Origin of the sequence: Actinomadura sp. 3N407 (assembly GCF_052245875.1) — a bacterium.
GTDB lineage: Bacteria > Actinomycetota > Actinomycetes > Streptosporangiales > Streptosporangiaceae > Spirillospora.
In genome coordinates, this window is the sequence record NZ_JBQQBP010000014.1 from 164,136 (window position 1) to 181,191 (window position 17,056).

The following is a 17,056-nucleotide window of genomic DNA, read 5'->3' on the forward strand; positions in this document are numbered from 1 at the left end:
CATCGTCGGGCAATGCGGTGCGATCGCCGGCATCGCTCCGAACTCGCCTGGCGGCTCGCTGCGCGATCAGATTCTCGCATGCCCGAATCCGCCTTCGGACGCGATCGCGAGAGCTGTGTTCGTCGCGTGACCGGGGGATGCGGCCGGTGTCGTCGCGGTTGGTGGCCGATGCGGTCGGGCGGGCCGTGGGTTCTCTGGTCATGTTCGTGAGACGCGACACGGCTGGTGTTGCTTGGCCTGGACGCATATGTCTGTACGGTCGGACGGGTACCGTGCCGATCAACCGACCTGACGACCTCCCGGAGGTAGCGTGACCCACCCCGAGCAGGTTCTGCGTTCTCCGAAGGAGCGGGAGACGGTGAACGGCGCCGTCCGCGCGCTGCGGTTCGCCGCCCCGTCGGGCTGGGAGCGGCTCGACTTCGAGTTCCGCGCGACGGTCGGCATCGACAGCGCCTCCTTCGAGGTCGAGGGGGCGGACGGCGAACGCCGTAAGGCCATGCCTCCTGGCCAGGCCGTGGGGAAGATGGACGAGCTCCGCCGCGTCATGTACCGGCGCGGCAAAGGCGCGTGGTTCACCGCACGGCTGCAGATCGAACGTTCGGGCCATTTCAGCGCCGAGTTCGACTATGACGGCGAACCCGACTTCAACCCGCCCCTCACCCCGTCCGCCTACGCCCTGGACCTCGACCGCTTCCCCCGAACGGACGAACACATCCCGGACTGGCTCCGCGACAAGCTCACCGAAGCCTCGGCGGACCGAGCAGGGGGTTGAGCCGGGCAGACTGGGAGGGTGCCTTCCACACTGCCTGATGGTGATCCCGTGCCCGCTGACGGTGCGTTGCCCGGTGGTGCCTTGGAGGGGCTGGGGGCGCGGCCGTTCGCGTTTTATGTGCATGTGCCGTTCTGCGTGACGCGGTGCGGCTACTGCGACTTCAACACCTACACGGCGACGGAGCTCGGGCCGGGCGCCGGCCGCGATTCTTACGTTGACACCGCCATCGGCGAGGTGCGGTTGGCCCGGCGCGCACTGGGCGACGTGGATTTGCCCGTGGAGACGGTTTTCGTGGGCGGTGGCACACCGACCTTGCTGCCAGCGGACGATCTGGGTCGTGTTCTGGATGCGATCGACGCCGAGTTCGGGCTTGCGGCGGGTGCGGAGGTCACTACCGAGGCCAATCCCGAGTCGGTGGACGAGGCGTATGTGGCCCGGTTGCGGGAGGTCGGGTTCACGCGGGTCTCCTACGGCATGCAGAGCGCGCGCGAGCATGTTCTGGCCGTTCTGGAGCGCAGCCATACGCCGGGGCGCGTCCCGCAGGTGGTGGAGTGGACGCGTAAGGCGGGATTCGAGCACGTCAATCTCGACCTCATCTACGGGACGCCGGGGGAGACCGACGACGACTGGAGGGCCTCGCTGGAGGCGGCCCTGGCCGCGGAACCCGACCATGTGTCGGCGTACGCGCTGATCGTCGAGGAGGGCACCCGGCTGGCGGCGCAGGTGAGGCGGGGGGAGCTGACCGCACCCGACGACGACGCCATGGCCGACCGCTACCTGATCGCCGACGAGATGCTGAGCGGGCGCGGACTGCGCTGGTACGAGATCTCCAACTGGGCCGCCGATCCCGGTGCCGCTTGCCGGCACAACATGCTCTATTGGACGGGCGCCGACTGGTGGGGCGTCGGGCCCGGCGCGCACAGCCACGTCGGGGGGACCCGGTGGTGGAACGTCAAGCATCCCGCCGCGTACGCCGCACGCCTCGCGGAGGGCGCCACCCCGGCGCACGCCCGGGAGGTCCTGGCCGAGGAGGACCGGCGCATCGAGCGGATCATGCTCGAACTGCGGCTCGGGCAGGGCTGCCCGGCCGGGCTGGTGGACGGCGGCGCGGTCCGGCGGGCGATCGACGGCGGGCTGATCGAGGCCGCCCCGTACGAGGAGGGCCGCGTGGTGCTCACCTTGCGTGGACGCCTTCTGGCGGACGCCGTCGTCCGGGACCTGACCTAAACGGCCGTGACGAAGTCGATGAGTTCCTCCACGCGGCCCAGGAGGGCTGGCTCCAGGTCCGTGTAGGCGTTGACCGAGCCCAGGATTCGCTTCCAGGCCTCGCCCGTGTCGTCGCCCCAGCCGAGTTCGGCGACGACGCCGTCCTTCCAGGGGATGCCGCGAGGGACGCGCGGCCAGGCGCGGATGCCGACGGACGCCGGCTTGACGGCCTCCCAGATGTCGATGAACGGGTGCCCGGTGACCAGGACGTGCGGCGACGAGATCTGGGCGGCGATCCGGGACTCCTTGGAGCCCTCCACGAGATGGTCGACGAGGACCCCGAGGCGGCGCTCCTCGTCGGGGCCGAAGTCCTCGACGATGGCGGGCAGGTCGTCCACGCCTTCGAGGTACTCCACGACGACGCCCTCGACCCGCAGGTCGTGGCCCCAGATCTTCTCGACCAGCTCGGCGTCGTGGACGCCCTCCACGTAGATGCGGCTCTCCTTGGCCACCTGGGCCCGCACCCCCTGGACGGCGATGGAGCCGGACGCGGAACGGGCCGCCCCCCGGGGCCCGGCCTCCGGCCGGACGAGCGTCACCGGCTTCCCGTCGATGAGGAAGCCCGACTTCGTCAGGGGGAACACGCGCCGCTTGCCGAACCGGTCTTCAAGGGTGACGCCGAACTTGTCGCAGCCGACGACGGCGCCGCAGAAGCCGCTGCCGGGATCCTCGGCGACCAGGCCGGGCTCGGCCGGGACCTCGGGGATCCGGCCTTTACGGGGCCTGCGCCAGTCGCCGGCCAGCACGTCGTTTCCGTAGTCCTTACTCTGCACGGGTCCGCACATTAACCCGGCGGGACGCCCGCGCGCCGCAGCCCCCCGTCCCTCGGCGTGGCGGCGCCGTCCGATACGGGTAGTATCGCGCAGCCGTACGGGGGTGTGCGCGGGCACTCCAGAGTGCTCCCACGGGTCGTACACTTGGCACTCGGGAGTAATGAGTGCCAGCAGCGCGTGTGCGGACGGCCACGGGGCCGCCGGGCGGAGGATCGGGGGCCCATGGAAGGGGATGAAGGAGGTGACACGGTGCTGGACGACCGGAAACTCGCAGTCCTGCGCGCCATAGTCGAGGACTATGTCTCCACCAACGAGCCGGTCGGGTCCAAGGCGCTGGTGGACCGGCACAACCTCGGTGTGTCCTCGGCCACGATCCGCAACGACATGGCCGTGCTGGAAGAGCAGGGCTACATCGCCCAGCCGCACACCAGCGCCGGCCGCGTCCCCACCGACAAGGGCTACCGGCTGTTCGTCGACCGGCTGTCCACGATCAAGCCGCTGTCGGTCGCCGAACGCCGCGCGATCGAGACGTTCCTGTCCGGCGCCTACGACCTCGACGACGTCGTCGGGCGGACGGTGCGGCTCCTCGCGCAGCTCACCCGGCAGGTCGCCGTCGTGCAGTACCCGTCGCTGACCCGCTCGTCGGTGCGGCACGTCGAGCTGGTGCCGGTCGCCGAGGGCCGGCTGCTGCTCGTCCTGATCACCAACACGGGCAGGGTGGAGCAGCGGGTCATCGAGGCCGGCGGCAACGTCTCCGAGGAATCGATCGGGCACCTGCGGGCGTTGCTCAACACGTGCCTGGACGGGCTCGGTCTCGGTGACGTCCCCACGGCGGTGGCGGACCTGCCGGAGAAGGTGGGCCAGGCGGACCGGCCGCTCGCGGCGGCGGTGCTGTCGGTGCTGCTGGAGACGCTCGTCGAAAAGCACGAAGAGAAGATCGTCTTCGCCGGTGCGGCCAACCTCGCCGCGGTGGACTTCTCACAGAGCCTGAGGGAGGTTCTCGTGGCGCTCGAGGAGCAGGTCATCCTGATGCGGCTGCTCGGCGAGACCGGCGATTCCTCTACAGTTACGGTGCGGATCGGCACCGAGAACCCCGACCTGGGGCTCCGGTCGACTTCGGTCGTCGCCGCCGACTACGGCGTGGGCGACCTCACACTGGCCCGGCTGGGTGTGCTCGGGCCTACACGCATGGATTACCCCAGCACGATGGGAGCGGTACGGGCAGTGGCACGCTACGTGGGACAGATCCTGGCGGGGTCGTAAGTGGCCAACGACTACTACGCGACCCTCGGCGTCCGGCGGGACGCCAGCGCCGACGAGGTCAAGAAGGCCTATCGCCGGCTTGCGCGGGAGCTCCACCCGGACGTCAACCCGGATCCGGAGACCCAGGACAGGTTCAAGGAGATCACCCAGGCGTACGAGGTGCTCTCCGACCCGAAGAAGCGCGAGATGTACGACCTCGGCGCGGACCCGTTCGCGTCCGCGGCCGCGGGCGGCGCCGGCGGGTTCGGCGGCGCCGGGTTCCCGTTCAGCGACATCATGGACGCCTTCTTCGGCACGGCGGCGTCCCGGGGCCCGCGGTCGCGGGCGCGGCGCGGCCGCAACGCGACGCTGCGGGTGGAGCTCGACCTGAGCGAGACGGCGTTCGGCACGACACGCGAGCTGTCGATCGACACCGCGGTCGCCTGCGGCGCCTGCGAGGGTTCGGGCTGCGCGCCCGGCACCCACCCGGACACGTGTGAGACGTGCCACGGGCGCGGCGAGGTGCAGCAGGTGCAGCGCTCGTTCCTCGGCCAGGTCATGACGGCGCGGCCGTGCCCGGCATGCGGCGGGTTCGGCTCGGTGATCCGCAACCCGTGCACCGAGTGCTCCGGCGACGGCCGGGTCCGCACCCGGCGCACCGTCAAGGTCAAGATCCCGGCCGGGGTGGAGAACGGCATCCACATCCAGCTCGCCGGCGAGGGCGAGGTCGGTCCCGGCGGCGGCCCGCCCGGCGACCTGTTCCTGGAGATCGTGGAGAAGCCGCATCCGATCTTCGAGCGGGAGGGCGACGACCTGCACTGCACGGTCGAGATCCCGATGACGGCGGCGGCGCTCGGCACCAGCGTCACGATCGAGACCCTGGACGCCGCCGAGAGCGTCGACATCAAGCCGGGCACGCAGTCGGGGCAGGTCATCACGCTCTACAACCGGGGCGTGCGGCACCTCAACGAGAGCGGCCGCGGCGACCTGATGATCCACGTGAACGTGGAGACGCCGAACCGGCTCGACGAGGAGCAGGAGGAGCTGCTGCGGCAGCTGGCGGCGCTGCGCGGCGAGGAGCGTCCGCCCGGCAAGTTCGCCCCGGGCCAGCGCGGCATGTTCTCGCGGCTCAAGGACGTCTTCAACCAGCACTGAAGAGCAGTGGCGGCGGCCTACGACGAGGGCCGCCGCGGCGACTCGGACCATGGTGAGTCAGGGGACGGCACATGAGCGAAGCGCCCCGCCGGGTACGCGCGTGAGCCCGCCGGTCTTCCTTGCCGGGACGGACGCGCTGGAGCGCGGCAGCGTCATACTGGACGGCCCCGAGGGGCGGCACGCCGCGGCCGTGCGGCGGCTGCGGCCCGGTGAGCGCGTCGACCTGACCGACGGCGAGGGGCTGCTGGCCGAATGCGTCGTCACCGCGGCGGACCGCGCGTCCCTCACGCTGGACGTGCTGGCCCGGCACCGGCAGCCGCCGCCGTCGCCCCGCATCGTCGTCGTCCAGGCGCTCCCGAAGGGCGACCGGGGCGAGCTGGCGGTCGAGACGATGACCGAGGCGGGGGTGGACGAGATCGTCCCGTGGTCGGCGGCCCGCTGCGTCACGCAGTGGCGCGCCGAACGGCGGGACAAGGCCCTCGGACGCTGGCGCGGCACCGCCCGCGAGGCCGGCAAGCAGGCCAGGCGCAGCCGGCTGCCCGAGGTCGCCGGGCTCGCGTCGACCGCCGACGTCGCCGGGCGGATCGCCGCGGCGTCGCTGGCCGTCGTCCTGCACGAGGGTGCCGGCGCGCGGCTCAGCGCCGTGGAACCGCCCGCGGAGGGCGAGATCGTCCTGGTGGTGGGGCCCGAAGGCGGCCTCACCGAAGAGGAGCTGGAGCGGTTCGACGCGGCCGGCGGGCGCCCGGTCCGGCTCGGCCCGACCGTCCTGCGCACCTCGACGGCCGGCGTGGCGGCCGCGTCCGTCCTGCTGGCGGCCACCGGCCGCTGGTAGACGGCCCCCCGGCGGTCAGGGGGTGCCGGCCGCGGCCCCCGCGCCCTGGTCGGTGCTCCTGGCGGATTCGCTCGTCGAAGGCGTCGTCGGGGCGTTGGTGGGCTCGTCCGGGCCGGGCGAGGTGGACGTCGGCGGCGTCGGCGTCGTGGTCGGCTGCTGCGACTGTGTGGTGCCCGGGCACGTCGTGGCGGTGGGCGTGGCGGTGGGCGCCGGGCTGGGCGACGCGGCGACCGTGGGGGTACCGGGCGGCTGCGGGAGGCTGCAGGACGACAGCCCCGGCGACGTGCTCGGCGTCGGCGTCTGCGAGGTGCTCGGGGCTCCGGACGCGGTGCCGCCCGGTGCCGGCGGGCCGGGGAACTCCGGGTTGCCCTGGGCGCCGGTGTGGTCGCCCGCGGTGGTGTTCTTCCCCTCGCCGGAGGGGCCGTTGCTGCCCACCGACTGCTGGATGAGATCGATGGTCTGCGGCGCGGTGACACCGAGCCCGGCGACCGCCACGGCGGCGGCCACGGCGAGGACGGGACGCGCCCAGCCGACGGTGAACCGGTCGAACCCGAACCCGAACCGGGCGGGGCCGAACCGTCCGAGACCGAACCGGCGGCCGGAGCCGTCGGCTATGCGGGCCCGGATGCGCTCCAGGCCGTCGCCTGCGGGGTTGACCGAGTCCGCCTCCGCGTTCAGGGCACGGCGGAGGATCTCCCCGTGCTCGTCGTGGGGGTCGGTGGTCATGAGAACTGCTCCAGGACGTTGCGTAGCGAGGTCATGCCGCGCGCCGTATGGCTTTTCACGGCGCCGCGGGAGATGCCCATCGCGTTGGCGATCTCCGCTTCGGACAGATCGGCGTAGTAGCGAAGGACGAGCGCCTCCCGCTGGCGGGCGGGAAGCCGGGACAGCGCGTCGATGACCGCCGAGCGCTCCAGCTCCCCGATGGCCCCGGCCTCGGCGCTCGGCGCGTCCGGCAGGCCCTTGGGGGCGTACTTCTCGACGACGGCGCGGTGCCGGAGCACCGATCGCGACCGGTTGACCACCGACTGGCGCAGGTACGACAGGGCCTTGTCGGGGTCGCGCAGCCGGCGCCACCCGCCGTGCATCGCGACGAACGCGTCCTGGACGACCTCTTCGGCCGTCCCCGCGTCCCGCACGAGCATGGCGGCGAGTCTTACCAGCGAGCGGTAGTTGGCGCTGTAGAGCGCGGTCACCGCCTGATCGGCGTCCCAGGCGACGGCCACCGCCCCCGCCGTGCCCCTGGCCACGAGGGTCTCGGTCACGTCAGTGGGACGCGTACCCTCGTCGTTCGGTTTACGAAAGGGCATGTCCTGGTTTGCCTCGGTCACCTATCCGCCGCCTTTGCCGTCCCCCGGCCGTTCATTCGTACGGTCGCCTTAGGAACGACGTGGATCGGGCGTGCCCGCCCGGTCCGGGCGCGGTGCAATGCCTTGCGAACCGGGGGGTACGCCCTGAGCTGACAACCTTAACCAGTAGGCGGTCGGAATGCCGACCGCAACGGAAGGTCGATCGGCCAGAACCCTATCGAGTGCGGGCCGCCGCAAGCCATGCCCGCGAGGGTCTCGATAGGATTCCGGGGCGGTCAGGGGCCGCCGGCGAGGGGAGAGGGATGACCGACTGCCTGTTCTGCAAGATCGTTTCCGGGGACGTGCCCGCCAAGATCGTCCGGGAGTCGGCGGGCGCGGTGGCGTTCCGCGACATCAACCCGCAGGCGCCCACGCACGTGCTGGTGATCCCGAGGGCGCACCACCCGACCGTCGGCGAGCTCGCCGACGCCGACCCCGAACTGCTCGCCGAGCTGGTGCGCGAGGCCCACCAGGTCGCGGTGGACGAGGACATCGCCGAGGCGGGCTACCGGGTCGTGTTCAACACCGGAGCGCAGGCCGGGCAGACCGTGTTCCACGTGCACGCCCACGTGCTCGGAGGCCGTGGCCTCAACTGGCCCCCCGGCTGACCCGTCCCCCGGCCGCTCCGGGCGTCCGGCGCCCCGGCGAAAACCATCAGCGTCGTGCCGGGGGCGGCCAGTACGATGGAACCGGTACACCTGGACACCCGGAGCAGACAGAAGGCAGGTCGGAGAGGCCACAAGGCCCGGCTGATGGTCGAATCAACTCACACGGGGCGCGACGACCGGACAGGCTCGCACTCCCAGATCAAGATCGTGGTGCCGGACGACCATTCGATGGTGAGCCTGCTGGGCTCCCGGGATGAGCTGCTCCACGCGATAGAGCAGGCGTTCGGCGACGACATCGACATCCACGTCCGCGGCAACGAGATCACCGTGACGGGCCCGGAGGGCGAGACCGACCTGGTCTCCCGGCTCTTCACCGAGATGCTCGACCTGCTGAAGGGCGGCACCCAGCTCACCCCCGACGCGGTCGAGCGCAGCCTGGCGATGCTGCGCGGCGAGGGCGACGCGCGTCCCGCCGAGGTCCTGACGCTGGACGTGCTGTCCAGCCGGGGCCGCACGATCCGCCCGAAGACGCTGAACCAGCGCCGCTACGTCGACGCGATCGACAAGCACACGATCGTGTTCGGGATCGGTCCCGCCGGCACCGGCAAGACGTACCTGGCGATGGCGAAGGCCGTCCGCGCGCTGCAGGACAAGAAGGTCAACCGGATCATCCTGACGCGCCCCGCCGTGGAGGCGGGGGAGCGGCTCGGGTTCCTGCCCGGCACGCTCTACGAGAAGATCGACCCGTACCTGCGGCCGCTGTACGACGCGCTGCACGACATGGTCGATCCCGACTCGATCCCCCGCCTGATGGCCGCCGGCACCATCGAGGTCGCGCCCCTGGCCTACATGCGCGGCAGGACGCTGAACGACTCGTTCATCATCCTGGACGAGGCGCAGAACACCTCGCCCGAGCAGATGAAGATGTTCCTCACCCGGCTCGGGTTCGGGTCGAAGGTCGTGGTGACCGGGGACGTCACCCAGGTCGACCTGCCGAACGGGCAGCTGAGCGGGCTGCGCGTCGTCCAGGACATCCTGGGCGGCGTCGAGGACATCCACTTCTGCCGCCTCGACAGCCGCGACGTCGTCCGGCACAAGCTGGTCACCGACATCGTCGACGCCTACAACCGGCACGCCGAGCAGCAGGTGCCGGAGTTCCAGCCGGGCGCGGCGGGCCGCGGCGGGTCCCGCAAGCGGGGGCGGTAGTGAGCATCGAGGTGCTGAACGAGTCGGGCGTCCCGGTCGACGAGCGGGCCATCGCCGACCTGTCCCGGCACGTCCTGGACGGCATGCGCGTCCACCCGCTTGCGGAGCTGTCGGTCCTGCTGGTCGACGAGGCCGCGATGGCCGAGCTGCACGAGAAGTGGATGGACGAGCCCGGCCCGACCGACGTGCTGTCGTTCCCGATGGACGAGCTGCGCCCCGGCCACATGTCCGGCGGCGCCGACGAGGACGGCGAGCCCGACCCGGGCCTGCTCGGCGACGTCGTCCTGTGCCCCGCGGTGGCCGAGCGGCAGGCGCGGGAGGCCGGGCACGGCACCGGGGACGAGCTGGAGCTGCTGTGCGCGCACGGCATCCTGCACCTGCTCGGCTACGACCACGCCGAGCCGGAGGAGCACCGGGAGATGTTCGGCCTGCAGGCCGAGCTCCTCACCGCCTGGCGGGAGAAACGCGGCGGCTGATGAACACCGCGCAGGCGTGGCTGTCCGCCCTGGCGGTGGGCCTGGTCTTCATGGCGGGCCTGCTGGCCAGCACCGAGGCGGCGCTCGCCCGCGTGTCGCGCGTCACCGTCGAGGAGATCGTCCGCGACGGGCGGCGCGGCGCGCGGCGGCTGGCCGAGGTGGTCGCCGACCCGGCCCGCTACGTCAACATGGTGCTGCTGCTCCGCATCGCGTGCGAGCTGGTCGCCACGGTGATCGTCGCGGACCTGTGCATCTCCTGGCTGGACGAGACGTGGCGCGCCTACGTCACCGCCGCCGCCATCATGATCGTGATCAGCTATGTGGTGATCGGCGTCGGGCCCCGCACGCTCGGCATCCAGCACGCCGACCGGATCGCGCTGGCCGGCGCAGCGGTGATCCATCCGGTGACGCGGGTGTTCGGGCCGCTGCCGCGGCTGCTGATCGCGCTCGGCAACGCCCTCACCCCCGGCCGGGGGTTCCGGGAGGGCCCGTTCGCGTCCGAGGCGGAGCTGCGCGACCTGGTCGACCTGGCCGAGCAGCGCAGCCTGATCGAGCCGGTCGAGCGGGAGATGATCCATTCGGTGTTCGAGCTGGGCGACACGCTCGTCCGCGAGGTGATGGTGCCGCGCACCGACATCGTGTTCATCGAGCGCCGCAAGACGCTGCGGCAGGCGATGACGCTCGCGCTGCGCAGCGGCTTCTCCCGCATCCCCGTCGTCGGTGAGAACGAGGACGACGTCGTCGGCATCGCCTACCTCAAGGACGTCGCCCGCCGCAGCCAGGAGAACCGCGAGGGCGAGTCCGTCGAGACGGTCGACTCGGTCATGCGGCCCGCCACCTACGTGCCCGACAGCAAGCCGATCGACGAGCTGCTGCGCGAGATGCAGGCCCGGCAGATCCACCTCGCGGTCGTCATCGACGAGTACGGCGGCACCGCCGGCCTGGTCACCATCGAGGACATCCTGGAGGAGATCGTCGGGGAGATCACCGACGAGTACGACCGGGAGACGCCGCCGGTGACGTGGCTGCCGGACGGCGCCGCACGGGTCACCGCCCGCCTCCCCGTCGAGGACCTCGCCGAGCTGTTCGACGTGGAGATGGACGTCGAGGAGGTCGAGACCGTCGGCGGCCTGCTCGCCCACGCGCTCGGCCGCGTCCCCATCGAGGGCTCCACGGCGGAGGTCGGCTCCGGCACCGCCGACGGCCACGAGGGCGGCGCCGTCCTGTCCCTCAAGGCCGAGACCATCGCCGGCCGCCGCAACCGGGTCGGCACCGTCCTGGTGCGGCGGCTGGGCGCCGCGGCGGCGGACGCGCCGGATGCCGAGGGCTCCGACCAGACCCGCTAGTCAGAGGGACGTCCGGAGGGTGCCGTCGGGGGCGGCGACCAGGACGGGGGCCTCGGGGCCCAGGTCGCGGACGGCGGTGACGTCGGAGGGGCCGGGGGTTTCGGCGGCGGTGACGACGGCGGCGGCCTCCAGGTCCTCGGCGCCGCTGGAGACGGCCATCGCCACGGCGACCTTGAGGGCCGAGAGTTTCAGGGACGGCAGGTCCACGCTCGTGGCGGAGTAGGTGCGGCCCGTGTCGTCGCGGACGGCGGCGCCCTCGGCGGCGTTCGTGCGGGCCCTGGCCGACCTGGCCAGGGTGATGATCTTCGCGTCCTCGGCGTTCAGCTCGCTCACGTCCCCCAGCGTACGGGCAGCGCGGGCGGGACTTGCGGCCGCACGGGGTTACCCGCAAGTCACCGCCAAGTGGGCGGCAAGGGGCGCGCGTGATCCTCGGAACGTCGGACAACGCCGTTCTGGGGGAGAAGTGATGTCCCGTTTGCTCTACCGCCTGGGCAAGGCCGCGGCCTTGCGACCGTGGCGGTTCATCGTCGTCTGGGTGGTGCTCGTCGCGGCGGTGGCCGGTCTGGCGGGTGTCGCGGGCGGCGCCCTGCACGACGACTACACGCTTGAGGGGACGGGGTCGCAGGAGGCCACCGACCTGCTGGAGGAGCGCTTCCCCGCGCTGTCGGGGGCGGACGCCAGGGTCGTGGTGCACGCGGAGTCCGGGACGGTCGGCCGGGCCGCGCTGGCGGAGGCGGCGGGGGAGCTGCGTGAGCTGCCGCACGTCAGCGTGGTCGAGCCGCCGCGGCCGAGCCCGGACGGGGCGACGGCGCTGATGACCGTCCGGTACTCGGTGCCGGTGACGGATCTGGAGCCGAAGCCGACGCTGGAACTGCTGCGGTCGGCGACGCGGAACCTGGACGCGGCGGGCTACCAGGTGGAGTTCGGCGGGCAGGTGCCGGAGAACGTGACGGCGCCGGGCGGTGTCGCCGAGGCGATCGGGGTCGGCGCCGCGCTGGTGATCCTGCTGCTGGCGTTCGGGTCGGTCGTGGCGGCGGGGCTGCCGCTGGTGGTGGCGCTCGCCGGGCTCGGCGCCGGGGTGTCGGGGATCACGCTGCTGGCGGCGTTCACCGACGTGGCGACCACGGCGCCGACGCTGGCGACCATGGTCGGGCTGGGCGTCGGCATCGACTACGCCCTGTTCATCCTGACCCGGCACCGGGAGGGCATGGCCGCCGGGCTCAGCGTCCCCGAGTCGGTGGGACGCGCCAACGCGACCGCCGGCCAGTCGGTGATCTTCGCTGGGTTCACGGTGCTGCTGGCGCTGTGCGGGCTGGTGCTGTCGCGGATCCCGGTCTTCATGACGATGGGCTTCACCACCGGGCTGGTCGTCGCCACGACGGTGCTGAGCGCGGTGACGCTGCTGCCGGCGGTGCTGGGGCTGGCCGGCCGCCGGGTGCTGCGCCGCCGCGACCGGGCCGCCGGTGCGACGATCGTCGTGGACTCGCCGCGGGTCCGGCGGTGGGCCGAGCACGTCGGGCGGCACCCGTGGCCGTGGCTGCTGGCCGCGTCCGTGCTGATGCTCGCGCTGGCCGCGCCCGCGCTCGGGATGCGCACGTGGCCGAGCGACGCCAGCAGCCAGCCGACGTCCAACACCGTCCGGCAGGCCTACGACCTGGTCGCCGAGGGCTACGGGGACGGCGCCAACGGGCCGCTCGCCGTCGCGGTCGACCTGACGGAGGTCGACCGGGGCGCCCTGCCCGGCCTGCGGGACTCGCTCGCCGGGACCGCGGGCGTCACGGCCGTCGCCGAGCCCCTGCTGTCCCCGCGGCGGGACGCCGCGGTGATCATGGTCACGCCGCAGTACGGGCCGCAGGACGAGCGGGTGACGGGGCTCGTCGACCGGATCCGCGGGGACGTGCTGCCGCCGGGCGCGGAGATCACCGGGCTGACCGCGGCGTACGTCGACCTGTCCCGGATGCTGTCGGAACGGCTCTGGCCCGTGATCGGGGCGGTCGTCGCCACCTCGTTCATCATGCTGATGATCGTGTTCAGGTCGCTGCTGGCGCCGCTGAAGGCCGCGGTGATGAACCTGCTGTCGATCGGCGCCGCGTACGGGGTGCTCACGGCCGTGTTCCAGTGGGGCTGGGGCGCGCGACTGCTGGGGCTCCCGCACAGCGTCCCGGTGTCGAGCTTCATCCTGCTGCTGATGTTCGCGGTGCTGTTCGGCGTGTCGATGGACTACGAGGTCTTCCTGCTGTCCCGGGTCAGGGAGGAATGGCTGCTGGGCGGCGACGCGCGCGGCTCGGTCACCGCCGGCCTCGCCGCCACCGGACGGGTCATCTCCAGCGCCGCGATGATCATGGTGGCGGTGTTCCTCGGCTTCGCCGCCGACCCCGGACTGGTGATCAAGCAGATGGGGGTGGGGCTCGCGGTCGCGGTGGCGCTGGACGCGACGCTCGTCCGGCTGGTGCTGGTGCCCGCCACGATGTCGCTGCTCGGACGGGCGAACTGGTGGCTGCCGCGGCCCCTCGCCCGTGTCCTGCCGGAGATCGACGTGCACGGCGGCGCCGAGCCCGCCGAGCCGGCCGGGCGGGAGCCCGAATTCGGTCGCGTGTGACGGCGGGGGAGTGAGCACGGCGGTCCGGCATGTCCCGGTTAGGCTGATCGGGACATGTCGCCTGTCGTACGCGTTCTCGGGGCCTTCGGCGCCGAGGTGGCGGGAGAGCCCGCCGACCTCGGCGGTCCACGGCAGCGCTCCGTCCTCGCCCGGCTCGTCGCCGCGCGGGGCCGGATGGTGACCGCGGACCGGCTCGTCGACGACCTGTGGGCGGGGACGGCCCCGCCCCGCGCCGCCGCCGGCCTCCAGTCGTTCGTGTCCCACCTGCGCCGCGCCCTCGAACCCGGCCGCCCGCCGCGCACGCCCGCGCGGGTCCTGGTCACCGAGCCGCCGGGGTACGCCCTCCGGCTGCCGGACGGGAGCGTCGACGCGTGGCGGTTCGACGCGCTGATCGACGAGGCCGCCGGGCTGCTGGACACCGACCCGCCGCGGGCCCTCCGCCGCGCGGAGGCGGCGCTCGCCGAGTGGCGGGGCCCGGCCTACGCCGAGTTCGCCGGTCTGCCGTGGGCCGCCGCCGAGGCCGCCCGCCTGGACGAGCGCCGCCGCCTCGCCGTCGAACGCCGCGCCGAGGCCATGCTGCGGCTCGCCTCCGCCGCCGAGGCCGTCCCCGACCTGGAGACCCACGCCGCCGCGAACCCGCTGCGCGAGGAGGCGTGGCGGCTGCTGGCCCTGGCCCTCTACCGCGCCGGGCGGCAGGGCGACGCCCTCGCCGCCCTCCGCCGCGCCCGCGCGGCCCTGACCGAGGAGCTCGGCGTCGACCCCGGCCCGGCACTGCGCCGCCTCGAAACCGACATCCTGGCCCAGTCGCCCGACCTGGGGGAGACGGGGCGCCGCGGCGGACGTCCCGTCCTGCGGCCGGCGCCCGAACCCGGACCCGCGCAGGCGCAGCCCGCCTTCGTCGGACGCGTTCAGGAACTCGCCCGGCTGGACGACGCGGCCGCGGACGCCGCCAAAGGGCGGGGCGGCGTCGTCCTCGTCGGCGGCGACGCGGGCATGGGCAAGACGGCGCTCGCCGACCGGTTCGCACGCGGCCTCGCCGAGCGCGGCTGGACGTGCGCGTGGGGGCGGGCGCCGGAGACCGGCGGAGCACCCGCCGCCTGGCCCTGGGCCGAACTGCTGCGCGAGCTGGCCGCCGCGGCGCCGCCCGCCGCCGGACTCGACGGGCGCCTCGGGCCGCTCCTGGACGACGCCGTCACCGGACCCGGCGACGCCGACGTCGGCACGGGGCGGTTCCGGCTCCACCTGGCCGTCGGCGACTACCTCACCGCGGTCGCGGACGCGGCGCCGCTCCTGCTCGTCCTGGACGATCTGCACTGGGCGGACGAGGAGACCCTCGCCCTGCTCGTCCGGCTCGCCGGGCGGCTGCGGGACCGTCCCGTCCTGCTGGTGGCCACGTTCCGGCAGACGGAGGTCGCCGAGGGGCTCGCGGCCGCGCTGGCCGCCCTCGCCCGGTACGAGCCGGTGCGGATCGAGCTCGGCGGGCTGTCGGCGGCCGAGGTCGCCGACCTCGTCCGCGGCGTCTGCGCGACCGGCCTCGGCGACGCGGAGCTGTCCGCCATCGCCGAGCGGACCGGCGGCAACCCGTTCTTCACCCGGGAGACGGCCCGCCTCCTCGACGCCGAGGGCCTGCCCGCCGCGACGCGGCGGGTGCCCGCCGGAGTCGGGGACGTGCTGCGCCGCCGCATCGACCGGCTGCCGGGGCCGGTCCGGACCGTCCTGCGCGACGCGGCCGTCATCGGCCGCGACGCCGACCTCGACGTCCTGTCCGACCTTGCCGGGGACGAGGAGGCGGTGATCGACGCCGTCGAGGCCGGCCTCGGCAGCGGCCTGGTCACCGAGCCCGCGCCCGGCCGGATGCGGTTCGCGCACGCCCTCGTCCGCGACACCCTCTACGACGGGGTCTCGCGGGCCCGCCGCACCCGGCTGCACGGCCGCGTCGCCGCCGCGCTCGAACGGCACGCCCCCGACGAGGTCGCCGCGATCGCCCACCACTACCTCGAATCGGGCGCGGACCCGGCCAAGGCCATCCGCTACGCGCGGCTGGCCGCGGAGGCCGCCGAGGCGCGCTTCGCCCACCGCCTGGCCGCCGACCTGTGGATCCGCGTCGTCGACACGCTGCGGGCGCGGGGGGCCGAGGCGACCCGCGACCGGCTGGAGGCGGAGGTCGCCGCGATCCGCGCGACGGCGCTCGCCGGGCACGTCGTCGACGCCCGGGACCGGCGGCTGGCCGCCATCGCCGACGCCCGCGCGTTCGGCGACGTCCGGCTCCTCGCCAGGGTCATCGCGAGCTTCGACGTCCCCACGCTGTGGACGAGCCGCGAGTACGGGACCGTCGACGACGCGGTGGTCGAGGCCACCGAGGAGGCGCTGGCCCGGCTGCCCGGGGACGAGCCGGACCTGCGCGTCCGGCTGCTGACCACCCTGGCGATCGAACTGGAGGGCGAGCCGTACGACCGCGGGGTCACCGCGTCCGGCGAGGCGATCCGCACGGCCCGCGACCTGGGCGTTCCCGAGCTGATCGCGGTCGCGCTGAACGGCGCCTACATCAACGGCTACCGGACCGCGGACGGCCTCGCCCGGCGGCGCCGGTACGCCGCCGAACTGCTCGATCTCGCGACCGGGCACGACCTCGGCACCTACCTCGTCCTCGCGCACCTGCAACTGCAGCAGGTCGCCATCGCCGCGCTCGACGTCCCCACAGCGAACCGGCACCTGAACGAGGGACGGCGCCTCGCCGACCAGTACGGGCTGCCGCTGCTCTCGCAGATCGGCGACTGGTACGCCGCGCTGATGCACGCCTTCACCGCCCGGTTCGAGGAGGCGGAACGCGCGTACAAGCGGCTCGGCGACGCCATCGGCCCGACGAGGATCTGGTCGAGCGAGCTCGGCATGGCGTTCCTCGGCGTCTTCTGCCTGCGGCTCGTCCAGGGCAGGGCCGCGGAGATGGTGGACGGCTCCGCCTGGCTGCACCGGCGGTGGGGCCACGTCGCGGCCACCGCCGACCTGCACGCCCTCGCGCTGATCTCCGCCGGCCGCCCCGCGGAGGCCGAGCGGGTCGTCGCCGGGACCGGTCCCATCCGCCGCGACTACTTCTTCGACCTCACCATGCCGGTGCGGGCGCTGCGCGCGATCGCGCTCGGCGACCGTGAGCTGGCCGGGGAGGTCTACGCGACGCTGCTGCCCTACGCCGGGCAGTTCAGCGGCGGCGCCACCGCCGTCGCCACCGTCGGGCCCATCGCGCACGTCCTCGGCGATCTCGCGCTGTTCCTCGACCGTCCCGAGGCCGCCGCGGGCCACTACCGCGAGGCCGCCGAGGTCGCCGGACGCCTGGGCGCCTCCCTGTGGGCGGAGAGGGCCGACGCGGCGAGGACCCGCCTCGGCACCCCCGCCGCGTAGCCCTGGACGCGCGGGTCCCGCGGGTGGGCGACAATT

15 protein-coding genes are annotated in these 17,056 nt (G+C 73.5%); 11 read left to right on the forward strand and 4 right to left on the reverse strand.

Features of this window, described 5'->3' with window-relative positions; all coding sequences use genetic code 11:
* Positions 1 to 310 precede the first annotated feature (310 nt).
* Positions 311 to 772 carry a hypothetical protein gene (locus ACTWPP_RS31075; protein WP_443107930.1) on the forward strand — a complete coding sequence of 154 codons (462 nt, stop codon included), beginning with the start codon at positions 311 to 313 and terminating at the stop codon, positions 770 to 772.
* A gap of 18 nt (positions 773 to 790) precedes the next feature.
* Positions 791 to 1,999: a radical SAM family heme chaperone HemW gene (gene hemW / locus ACTWPP_RS31080; protein ID WP_443107931.1), complete on the forward strand. Its 1,209-nt coding sequence runs from the start codon at positions 791 to 793 to the stop codon at positions 1,997 to 1,999.
* Here hemW and ACTWPP_RS31085 read toward each other — a convergent pair.
* Positions 1,996 to 2,811: a DUF3097 domain-containing protein gene (locus ACTWPP_RS31085; RefSeq protein WP_443107932.1), complete on the reverse strand. Its 816-nt coding sequence runs from the start codon at positions 2,809 to 2,811 to the stop codon at positions 1,996 to 1,998. The genes hemW and ACTWPP_RS31085 overlap by 4 nt on opposite strands.
* A gap of 249 nt (positions 2,812 to 3,060) precedes the next feature.
* Between ACTWPP_RS31085 and hrcA the strand changes: the two genes are divergently transcribed.
* From hrcA to ACTWPP_RS31100, 3 genes are all read left to right on the forward strand, one after another.
* On the forward strand, positions 3,061 to 4,074 hold the full coding sequence (gene hrcA / locus ACTWPP_RS31090; RefSeq protein WP_443108013.1) for a heat-inducible transcriptional repressor HrcA: 1,014 nt from the start codon (positions 3,061 to 3,063) through the stop codon (positions 4,072 to 4,074).
* Complete coding sequence (gene dnaJ, locus ACTWPP_RS31095) at positions 4,075 to 5,208, forward strand: molecular chaperone DnaJ (RefSeq protein WP_443107933.1); 1,134 nt, start codon at positions 4,075 to 4,077, stop codon at positions 5,206 to 5,208. It abuts the gene before it with no gap.
* A 100-nt stretch (positions 5,209 to 5,308) separates the two neighbouring features.
* Positions 5,309 to 6,040, forward strand: a complete 732-nt coding sequence (locus ACTWPP_RS31100) for a 16S rRNA (uracil(1498)-N(3))-methyltransferase (protein ID WP_443107934.1) — start codon at positions 5,309 to 5,311, stop codon at positions 6,038 to 6,040.
* Positions 6,041 to 6,055: 15 nt separating this feature from the next.
* Here ACTWPP_RS31100 and ACTWPP_RS31105 read toward each other — a convergent pair whose 3' ends face one another.
* Together ACTWPP_RS31105 and ACTWPP_RS31110 are read right to left on the reverse strand one after the other, a co-directional pair.
* Entirely contained in the window at positions 6,056 to 6,766 is a 711-nt protein-coding gene (locus ACTWPP_RS31105; RefSeq protein ID WP_443107935.1) for a hypothetical protein, read from the reverse strand.
* Complete coding sequence (locus ACTWPP_RS31110; RefSeq protein ID WP_392902874.1) at positions 6,763 to 7,350, reverse strand: SigE family RNA polymerase sigma factor; 588 nt, start codon at positions 7,348 to 7,350, stop codon at positions 6,763 to 6,765. Before ACTWPP_RS31110 ends, ACTWPP_RS31105 begins: the two co-directional genes overlap by 4 nt.
* Positions 7,351 to 7,652: 302 nt before the next feature.
* On the opposite strand from ACTWPP_RS31110, the gene ACTWPP_RS31115 reads away from it, so the two are divergent.
* The 4 genes from ACTWPP_RS31115 to ACTWPP_RS31130 all read left to right on the forward strand — a co-directional run bounded on the left by ACTWPP_RS31115 (position 7,653) and on the right by ACTWPP_RS31130 (position 11,025).
* On the forward strand, positions 7,653 to 7,997 hold the full coding sequence (locus ACTWPP_RS31115) for a histidine triad nucleotide-binding protein (RefSeq protein WP_443107936.1): 345 nt from the start codon (positions 7,653 to 7,655) through the stop codon (positions 7,995 to 7,997).
* Positions 7,998 to 8,141: 144 nt separating this feature from the next.
* A complete protein-coding gene (locus ACTWPP_RS31120) occupies positions 8,142 to 9,203 on the forward strand; it encodes a PhoH family protein (RefSeq protein WP_443107937.1) in 1,062 nt (353 codons plus the stop codon).
* Entirely contained in the window at positions 9,203 to 9,679 is a 477-nt protein-coding gene (gene ybeY, locus ACTWPP_RS31125; RefSeq protein WP_443107938.1) for an rRNA maturation RNase YbeY, read from the forward strand. The genes ACTWPP_RS31120 and ybeY overlap by 1 nt, the downstream gene beginning before the upstream one ends.
* Positions 9,679 to 11,025: a hemolysin family protein gene (locus ACTWPP_RS31130; protein WP_443107939.1), complete on the forward strand. Its 1,347-nt coding sequence runs from the start codon at positions 9,679 to 9,681 to the stop codon at positions 11,023 to 11,025. The genes ybeY and ACTWPP_RS31130 overlap by 1 nt, the downstream gene beginning before the upstream one ends.
* Here the strand turns inward: ACTWPP_RS31130 and ACTWPP_RS31135 are convergent, their stop codons facing one another.
* Positions 11,026 to 11,358 carry a cytidine deaminase gene (locus ACTWPP_RS31135; protein ID WP_443107940.1) on the reverse strand — a complete coding sequence of 111 codons (333 nt, stop codon included), beginning with the start codon at positions 11,356 to 11,358 and terminating at the stop codon, positions 11,026 to 11,028.
* Between the two features lie 133 nt (positions 11,359 to 11,491).
* Here ACTWPP_RS31135 and ACTWPP_RS31140 point away from each other — a divergent pair, with 133 nt between their 5' ends.
* Together ACTWPP_RS31140 and ACTWPP_RS31145 are read left to right on the forward strand one after the other, a co-directional pair.
* Positions 11,492 to 13,624, forward strand: a complete 2,133-nt coding sequence (locus tag ACTWPP_RS31140; protein WP_443107941.1) for an MMPL family transporter — start codon at positions 11,492 to 11,494, stop codon at positions 13,622 to 13,624.
* Positions 13,625 to 13,678: 54 nt separating this feature from the next.
* Positions 13,679 to 17,020 (forward strand): BTAD domain-containing putative transcriptional regulator, encoded by a 3,342-nt coding sequence (locus ACTWPP_RS31145; RefSeq protein ID WP_443107942.1) that lies wholly within the window; start codon positions 13,679 to 13,681, stop codon positions 17,018 to 17,020.
* Positions 17,021 to 17,056 lie beyond the last annotated feature (36 nt).

Bases quoted from the DNA above. Each gene is read 5' to 3' on its own strand.
- ACTWPP_RS31120 (WP_443107937.1), top strand. From the start codon at position 8,142: ATGGTCGAATCAACTCACACGGGGCGCGACGACCGGACAGGCTCGCAC.
- ACTWPP_RS31115 (WP_443107936.1), top strand. From the start codon at position 7,653: ATGACCGACTGCCTGTTCTGCAAGATCGTTTCCGGGGACGTGCCCGCC.
- ACTWPP_RS31145 (WP_443107942.1), top strand. From the start codon at position 13,679: ATGTCGCCTGTCGTACGCGTTCTCGGGGCCTTCGGCGCCGAGGTGGCG.
- ACTWPP_RS31105 (WP_443107935.1), bottom strand. From the start codon at position 6,766: ATGACCACCGACCCCCACGACGAGCACGGGGAGATCCTCCGCCGTGCC.
- ACTWPP_RS31130 (WP_443107939.1), top strand. From the start codon at position 9,679: ATGAACACCGCGCAGGCGTGGCTGTCCGCCCTGGCGGTGGGCCTGGTC.
- ACTWPP_RS31140 (WP_443107941.1), top strand. From the start codon at position 11,492: ATGTCCCGTTTGCTCTACCGCCTGGGCAAGGCCGCGGCCTTGCGACCG.
- ACTWPP_RS31110 (WP_392902874.1), bottom strand. From the start codon at position 7,350: ATGCCCTTTCGTAAACCGAACGACGAGGGTACGCGTCCCACTGACGTG.